General features: G+C 44.6%; 10 protein-coding genes. 6 read left to right on the top strand and 4 right to left on the bottom strand.

The features are described 5' to 3' along the window. The first annotated feature begins 261 nt into the window (after positions 1–261). From O9334_RS06120 to O9334_RS06095, 6 genes are all read left to right on the top strand, one after another. Entirely contained in the window at positions 262–525 is a 264-nt protein-coding gene (locus tag O9334_RS06120) for a hypothetical protein (RefSeq protein WP_045360085.1), read from the top strand. A 90-nt stretch (positions 526–615) separates the two neighbouring features. Beyond that, the gene (locus O9334_RS06115; protein ID WP_002781887.1) at positions 616–969 is read left to right on the top strand and encodes a metal-sensing transcriptional repressor; all 354 of its coding nucleotides are present in this window, start codon (positions 616–618) and stop codon (positions 967–969) included. Positions 970–1,035: 66 nt separating this feature from the next. Continuing rightward, positions 1,036–1,218, top strand: a complete 183-nt coding sequence (gene rpsU / locus O9334_RS06110) for a 30S ribosomal protein S21 (protein ID WP_002738938.1) — start codon at positions 1,036–1,038, stop codon at positions 1,216–1,218. 230 nt (positions 1,219–1,448) lie between these two features. Next, the gene (gene upp, locus O9334_RS06105; RefSeq protein ID WP_045360084.1) at positions 1,449–2,102 is read left to right on the top strand and encodes a uracil phosphoribosyltransferase; all 654 of its coding nucleotides are present in this window, start codon (positions 1,449–1,451) and stop codon (positions 2,100–2,102) included. Positions 2,103–2,116: 14 nt separating this feature from the next. Then, positions 2,117–2,404 (top strand): ssl2009 family thylakoid membrane protein, encoded by a 288-nt coding sequence (locus O9334_RS06100; RefSeq protein ID WP_045360082.1) that lies wholly within the window; start codon positions 2,117–2,119, stop codon positions 2,402–2,404. Positions 2,405–2,549: 145 nt separating this feature from the next. Beyond that, positions 2,550–3,299 (top strand): Uma2 family endonuclease, encoded by a 750-nt coding sequence (locus O9334_RS06095; RefSeq protein ID WP_045360080.1) that lies wholly within the window; start codon positions 2,550–2,552, stop codon positions 3,297–3,299. 75 nt (positions 3,300–3,374) lie between these two features. Here O9334_RS06095 and O9334_RS06090 read toward each other — a convergent pair whose 3' ends face one another. The 4 genes from O9334_RS06090 to O9334_RS06075 form a co-directional block, all read right to left on the bottom strand. Continuing rightward, the gene (locus O9334_RS06090; RefSeq protein WP_080754312.1) at positions 3,375–3,716 is read right to left on the bottom strand and encodes a DUF565 domain-containing protein; all 342 of its coding nucleotides are present in this window, start codon (positions 3,714–3,716) and stop codon (positions 3,375–3,377) included. A gap of 2 nt (positions 3,717–3,718) precedes the next feature. After that, the gene (locus O9334_RS06085) at positions 3,719–4,330 is read right to left on the bottom strand and encodes a DUF3611 family protein (protein WP_044000031.1); all 612 of its coding nucleotides are present in this window, start codon (positions 4,328–4,330) and stop codon (positions 3,719–3,721) included. Positions 4,331–4,404: 74 nt separating this feature from the next. After that, entirely contained in the window at positions 4,405–5,088 is a 684-nt protein-coding gene (locus O9334_RS06080; protein ID WP_045360078.1) for a J domain-containing protein, read from the bottom strand. Between the two features lie 688 nt (positions 5,089–5,776). Then, the gene (locus O9334_RS06075; RefSeq protein WP_190380230.1) at positions 5,777–6,541 is read right to left on the bottom strand and encodes a PD-(D/E)XK nuclease family protein; all 765 of its coding nucleotides are present in this window, start codon (positions 6,539–6,541) and stop codon (positions 5,777–5,779) included. Positions 6,542–6,766: the final 225 nt, after the last annotated feature.

The raw sequence follows: 6,766 nt of genomic DNA, 5'->3' as shown, positions 1-6,766 counted from the left end.
GTGAACTGAAAACTCAAATCCGATCCCTAATAGCTGTCTCCCGTCTCCCGTCTCCCGTCTCCCGTCTCCCGTCTCCTGACGACCGTCTCCTGACGACCGTCTCCTGTCTCGACTAGGAAATTAATTTTGCACGACTACTTAGTAGGTTATTTCAGTTATCAGTGATCAGTTATCAGACTTCGGCTTTTTTCTCCCCACACCCCTCTCCCTTCTCCCCACTTTACTATACCTTTTAAACAGGATTTAGTATCACTGATCATCATGAATAGGGCTAATTTTATCCGACAAAGAGCGATTTACAAAAACTGGCACAATTATCAATCGCGGTGTCAGATTTTGCGATCGCAACTTGGTTTTAATCAAGTGCCTTCCTCCCGTCCCCAAACCTGCATCGGTTGTCGTCACTACCACGGCCAATCCTACGGTCAGAGTCGAGAAACCCGTCAGCGTCTAATTTGTGGATTTCATCCCTCCGGTTGGAATCAAGAGGAAAATTGCCCCGATTGGCAAAGGGAAGACCCCTGAACGCAAATTTAAACCGGACAAAACCATCCCAGGGGCCGGGGTCCGCAACTGTGGCACACTAGAGAGTATAACTGAATTGACAGTAAGCCCTTGACTAATCAAATTACCCCTTTCGACCCCCTTCACAACCACGACGAGACGGGCCATGACCACGAGTCAAAAGGGACCCCCCACGTCCATAGCGAAGCTTCCCTGAAGCAAATTATTAACCGTCTCTCGCGGATCGAAGGACATATTCGCGGCATCAAGACGATGGTATCGGAAAATCGTCCCTGTCCCGAAGTTTTGATGCAAATTGCCGCTATTCGCGGGGCGATTGATCGTGTGGCCAGAATGATCCTCGACGAACATCTGAGCGAATGTATTGCCCGGGCTGCCCAAGAAGGTAGTATCGAGACAGAAATAGAAGAATTAAAGGCCGCCTTGGATCGCTTTTTACCCTAGATTGTGCTATAATGAGAAGTTGGCATTTTTTAGGCAGAGAGCGATTACAGGAGGTGAATTAGGTTAATGACCCAAGTGGTAGTTGGTCAGAACGAGGCGATCGAATCAGCCCTGCGTCGTTTTAAGCGACAGGTAGCGAAAGCGGGAATTTATGCGGATATCAAAAAGCATCAATTTTTTGAAACCCCTCAAGAAAAGAGAAAGCGTAAAGCAGTAGCCCGGAGACGACAAAGAACCCGTCGTCGTTAAAATTACCCAAGTCAGAAGCCGCTCGCAAGCTTCTGGCTTGCTTTTATTTTAACCTCTGTTTTGGGGGTTGGGAAGCGGGAAGTGGGGAGTGGTAAGTGGGGTTAGGGGATGGGGAGATAGGGAGAAAAAAGCTGATTACTGATCACTGATTACTGATTACTGATCACTGATTACTGAAGGCTTTTTCGCTTAAGATAAAGTTTAGCCCTCGATCGAGTTCTAGTGTTTTCATGGTTTTACAACTGCGCGTCTATGTTCCCGAACATCCTCTGGTTAAGCATTGGTTGGCGATCGCACGGGATCAAAATACCCCCTCGGTACTGTTTAAAACAGCGATGACGGAACTAGGCCGCTGGTTAACCTACGAAGCGGCGCGGCAATGGTTGCCGACCCTGGAAACTAGCGTTAAAACCCCTCTAGCGGAATGTCCGGCTACTTTTATCGATCCTAGGGTACCGATCGCCGTAGTCCCGATTTTACGGGCAGGATTAGCCCTGTTGGAAGGGGCCCAAAGCCTTTTACCCCTAGCTAGTACCTATCACCTCGGTTTAGCCAGAAATGAGGAAACCCTAGAGGTGAGTTGTTATTTAAATAAATTACCGGCCAGTTTTGATCCAGCCACGAGAGTCTTAATTCTTGAACCGATGTTAGCCACGGGGGGATCAATTTCAATGGCAATGGCAGAAATTACCGGCAGAGGCGTTGATCCTGCCCTGATTCGCCTGATTTCTGTCGTGGCTGCCCCGCCGGCTTTACAGAAATTGAGTCAAAATTATCCCAGCTTGAACATCTATACGGCTATTATCGATGAAGGATTAAATAGCCGCGGTTATATCGTGCCGGGGTTGGGCGATGCCGGCGATCGAGCTTTTGGAACCTATTAGGAGAAAAAGGGATTATGAGTCAGCGAGATGGGTTTACGGGCGGTTTTTTAGCCGGTGCGATTGTCGGTGGTTTAGTGGGCGGTGTTTTGGGGACAGTGTTGGCTAATCGCAGCCGTCGCAGTTTAGCAGCTGCTGACAATCAGTCTTTTTTGGAGGGCATCCGCAATGGGCGCTTGACTCCAGAGGAAGGCATGGAAATGGCCCGCCGCAGTTTAGAAGATAAAATTGCCCAGTTAAATCTAGCGATCGATGATGTGCGTCAACAGTTAGGATCGGTACAGGAAAACGGCAGCGATCATTAAAATTGGGCTGGCTGAATAAATCTAAAAACCTTTTTGGATAAGCTATGCCCGCGCATTTAAATTGCTTGTGGAGATGAGGCAAAAAGCAAGGCACAAGATTCTCCGTTAGAATTAGCAGTAATCAAACACCACGCTTGCGGGAGCTATGGTTAACCTCACCTATAACAAAAATCGCCCTCTTCCCAGCGCCGAAGAATTGCCCTCTTCCGACGAAACTCCAGTGGACAATCAGTTACAGAATGATATGCCCAACCTACTGCTAAGTTTATTAGCTTTAATTTGGTCTGGTCGAGATGATTGGTATTTTGGGGTAGATATGGCTGTTTATTATAATCCAGACGAATCAGCTTTTGTCCCCGATGGTTTCTTAGCAGTTGGAGTCAACCATGATACAGGAGAAAGAGGTCGGTTAAGCTATGTTTTGTGGGGAGAAAAGTATATCTTGCCGATTTTGTTTTTAGAGGTAATTTCCGAGAAATATAATAGTGAGTATGAGGAAAAATTCTTAAATTACCAAAACCTGGGGATTCTGTATTATGTAATTTACAATCCTTTGAGTGGCAGAAGGGGAAGATTTAAAAACCGACAAAGATTAGAGGTATATAAATTAATCTCAGGGAAATATGAACTTCTAGAAAGTGAGAATAATCGAGTTTGGTTGCCTGAAATTGGCTTGGCGCTGGGTTATGAAAAAGGAGAACATATTGCTTGGTATCGGGAATGGTTATACTGGTATGACCAGTCAGGAAATCGCTATCTAACGGCGGAGGAAAGAGCGAACCAGGCTGAGGCGAGCGCTGCTCGAGAACGGCTGGCTAAACAAGAGGCTGAACAAAGAGCGACACGGCTGGCCGAAAGGCTGAGATTGCTTGGAATTAACCCCGATGAAATGTAAGAAAAGTGCTGTTAGAAATAGCACAAAAATAACAGTTAGGACTGGTACAGGAAAACGGCAGCGATCATTAAACATTTAAGAGCCAATTTTAAAGGCTTCTAGAAATAAACTATAGGTGATACCAATTTTTAGTAAATTGAAAGATTCTCGCAGAATCGGTGCGGGTTTAGCCTGAGAACTTTTTCGGTAAACAATCCGGCTAATCGTCTCCGTAAACAGCAGCAATAAACCGGCAGCGGTGACATCCCATTGGGCAGTTTGGCCGGCAGTGGTGACAATTGCTTGACCAGAAAAAATTCCAAATAAAACACAAATTATCTGTAGGGAAATCCGCCGCCAAGGATTACTAAAAAAGCTATTAAATCGACTGCTGGTGACATTAGCCAGCGTACTTAAACGGGTGCGTTGCATGGCCATATTTATTTAGAAGTAATACGATTAAGAAGCCACAAAGAAGTAACGATACCGGTAAAGTGAGCGAGAATTGTATTAGTATTGGCCTGCACAATTAACAGGTCAACAGAATTAACAAATTGACTGGGGTTAGAGGCAACATTAAAAGTACCTTGGGGAACATTGAGGGATTTAATTAAGACGATTCCCGCTAACGCTTGCGCCCCCAAAATCGTTAAAAACATCCCGATAATATTAGCGATTAAACCCTGACGGATTAACTGAATAGTATCGGATTTTTTCGGGCGACTATCTTGATCACCCCTCAACATTTGACGGGCAATTTTCATGTAACGAGAAGAAAAGAAAATGGCGACCACCAAGAAACCAGCCCCACCAATGGCACATAAAACACCGATTTCAATGCCAGAAGTGCGTTGTCTCGTCCCTAATAAACTAGCGGTAGCAATGAGTAATAAAACCCCTGAAATCACGCCTAGGACAATCTGCGTCCAAAAACCGATTCTTCCCTGACGTAAAAGGATATTAGCAGCCCGTTGGACGGCTGGAGGCAAGGAATAAAGATCAGAATCTCTAGTGGTGGATATATTGGTAATTTCTGATTGTTTGTCTCTCATCGGGGTTAAGCTAGGGATTGGGTAAATTTGGTCTTGATCTATTTTCGTCTTTTTTTTTGCCCATGGCTAGAGATTTAATTTTGGCACTGACTGGCTATCTGTTTAGCTTCCACCTGTAAACCCTGGGCTATGCGAAACATTTCTTGACCGGTGTGGAGAGAGCGATCATCGTAGTTAAGGGTAAAGGTTTCTAATTCTTCTAGTCCATCAGTGAGATGATTGAGACAGTAGTAAAGAGAAGCGGCCACTTTGGCCATTTTGGCAGGGTTGGGCCGTTGAGAAAAGAGGGTTTTGGCTCGATCGAGATTTTGGCGACAGGTTTCTAGATAGTCTTGAAAAACAGCCATTAACTGATCATCGAAGGGATCGGCGGAGAGGTGATCGATCTGACGTTTGAGAGGCCGGATAATTTGACCAATCAGACGATTAATCGGGCTATAGGTCTGGTTGTACCACTGTTTGACCAAGACCTCGTCTTCCTTGACCGCTTCTTTGTAACGATGGTAATTTGCTTGAGCGGTGGCAGTACGTTGGCTGCGGGGAGAATTGCCGATTAGTTGGTTATCGTAGTCTTTTCTTAGTCTCGGATCGCTTAAAATCTCGTAGGCGGCGTTAATAGCGACGATTTTATCGTGACTGGCACTATCGTTTTGACTGTCGGGATGGAATTGTCTGGCTAAACGCCGATAGGCCTGTTTAATCTCGTCAGGGGTCGATTTATGGCTGATTTCTAAGGTTTGGTAGTGGTTGCCGGTCATGAGCGCAAGCGATCGATCTGTCTTTTATTATTATCGACCATGGTTAACGCGGCGGAGAGGGAGAATTGTCGAGAATGGGGTGGGGGGAAGTGGGGTGTGGGAAGTGGGAAGTGGGAATTATGAATTATGAATTGGGGAGGTGGGGAAGTGGGGAAATTGAACCAAAACCCCAACACCCCAACACCCCAACACCTAAAACCTGTCTCCTATCTCCTGAATACTGTCTCCCGACTCGGAGAATACTGACTTCTAACCCAATGTTGGTCAAGGATAATCAAAAATTATCTATTAACTCCAAAAACTTGAGAATATTTAAATTAATATTTCGCAATATTTATAAATTCTTAAGAATTAATTGAGAAAGATTTTTATTTAACAACGATGTTACAATGGTTACAGCGATTTGATACAATTTCATAGTGGGTTGTTTTGTGCTTTTTTGGACAGCAATGGTTGAAACCCTTGCCACACCTACAAGGTGATCCTAGTTAAGACAGGTAAATTAGTCAATTTCACCCACAACGATGATCTTTTTTTTGTGTAGTTTTATTGCAAAGAAAAAGTTTTTTTGACAAAAAGCACAAAGTATGGATTAGGAAGTGGGGAAGTGGGGAGAGGGGAGAAGGGAGAATAAATAACAATAATCTTCAGAATTCAGAATTCTGAGTTCTGACGAAATTGGCAATAATTAGACAAAAGGATTGATTTCAGGGATATCATCGATCGAGGGTAACTCTATTTGGCCCGATCGCTCCTGTCTAAGATAATAGGGACAATGAAGCTGACAATCGGGACGATGGGGAAAATTAACTAAATCATTTTGGTATGCTGATAGATAGCGATCGAGAGCCTTCAATAAACGGCGTAAATCGCGCCCTGTCTGTTGGTGTAGTTTCTGATTATAGTTAAAAGTAATTTGTTCGGGGCTGTGGGGTAACTGCACAAACCAATAGGTCATCGATAAACTATCCAGAGGATAAGCAGAAGTTTCTGCCAACACATACAGGTAAAGTCTCGTCTGCCAATTTTTGGCTAGTTTGTCGGCATCGATCGGTTTTAAGTAGGTTTTCCAGTCAAAAATTACCGCTCGATCGCTCTCTAATAAAATTAAATCATAGATAACCGTTAATAAATAATTACCCACAGTTAAACTGCGACAATGTTCCGCTTCTCGATTGGTTTCTCCTGGATTTTGGGCAATTGCCGGGGCAGCCTTTAATAGGGCTGTTAAACAATGTTCTAACTGTTCATTTTCCCGTAACAGAGACGCGATCGGCAGCCCTAATTCCCGCTGCTGTAATAATAGGTGAAACTGACTGCCCCATTCTTGCCGCTGCAATTGCCCGGGATCAGCCGGTGTGTTAAGTTGCTCTAGATAGACTTTTTGAAACCTCGGTGGACAGGTTTCCAATAGGTTTAAATGGCCTTGGGCAAGACGATAGATCTCAGACATGATAGGTTATCGTTAATGTGATTAGTCACAGTAACAAGCAGGGCTTATTGAGAATAGATTAACCCATCAGCCCTAAGTGGATGGTTTGACACTCCCCGCGCTAAAGCGACGGGGATTCTTGGTTCAAAGAGATTACTTGCTTAGACAGAATCGCTTCTGAAAAAGTAGAGGTATTCTCTCCCCAAGCGTTTATCGGATCTAGCCCGAAAGTTCCCGTATGCCCTA

The sequence above is a fragment of the Microcystis sp. LE19-8.1F genome, assembly GCF_027531715.1.
Lineage (GTDB): Bacteria > Cyanobacteriota > Cyanobacteriia > Cyanobacteriales > Microcystaceae > Microcystis > Microcystis wesenbergii_A.
The sequence above is the reverse complement of the archived record's forward strand: the minus strand, read 5'-3'. Positions and strand labels throughout refer to the sequence as shown.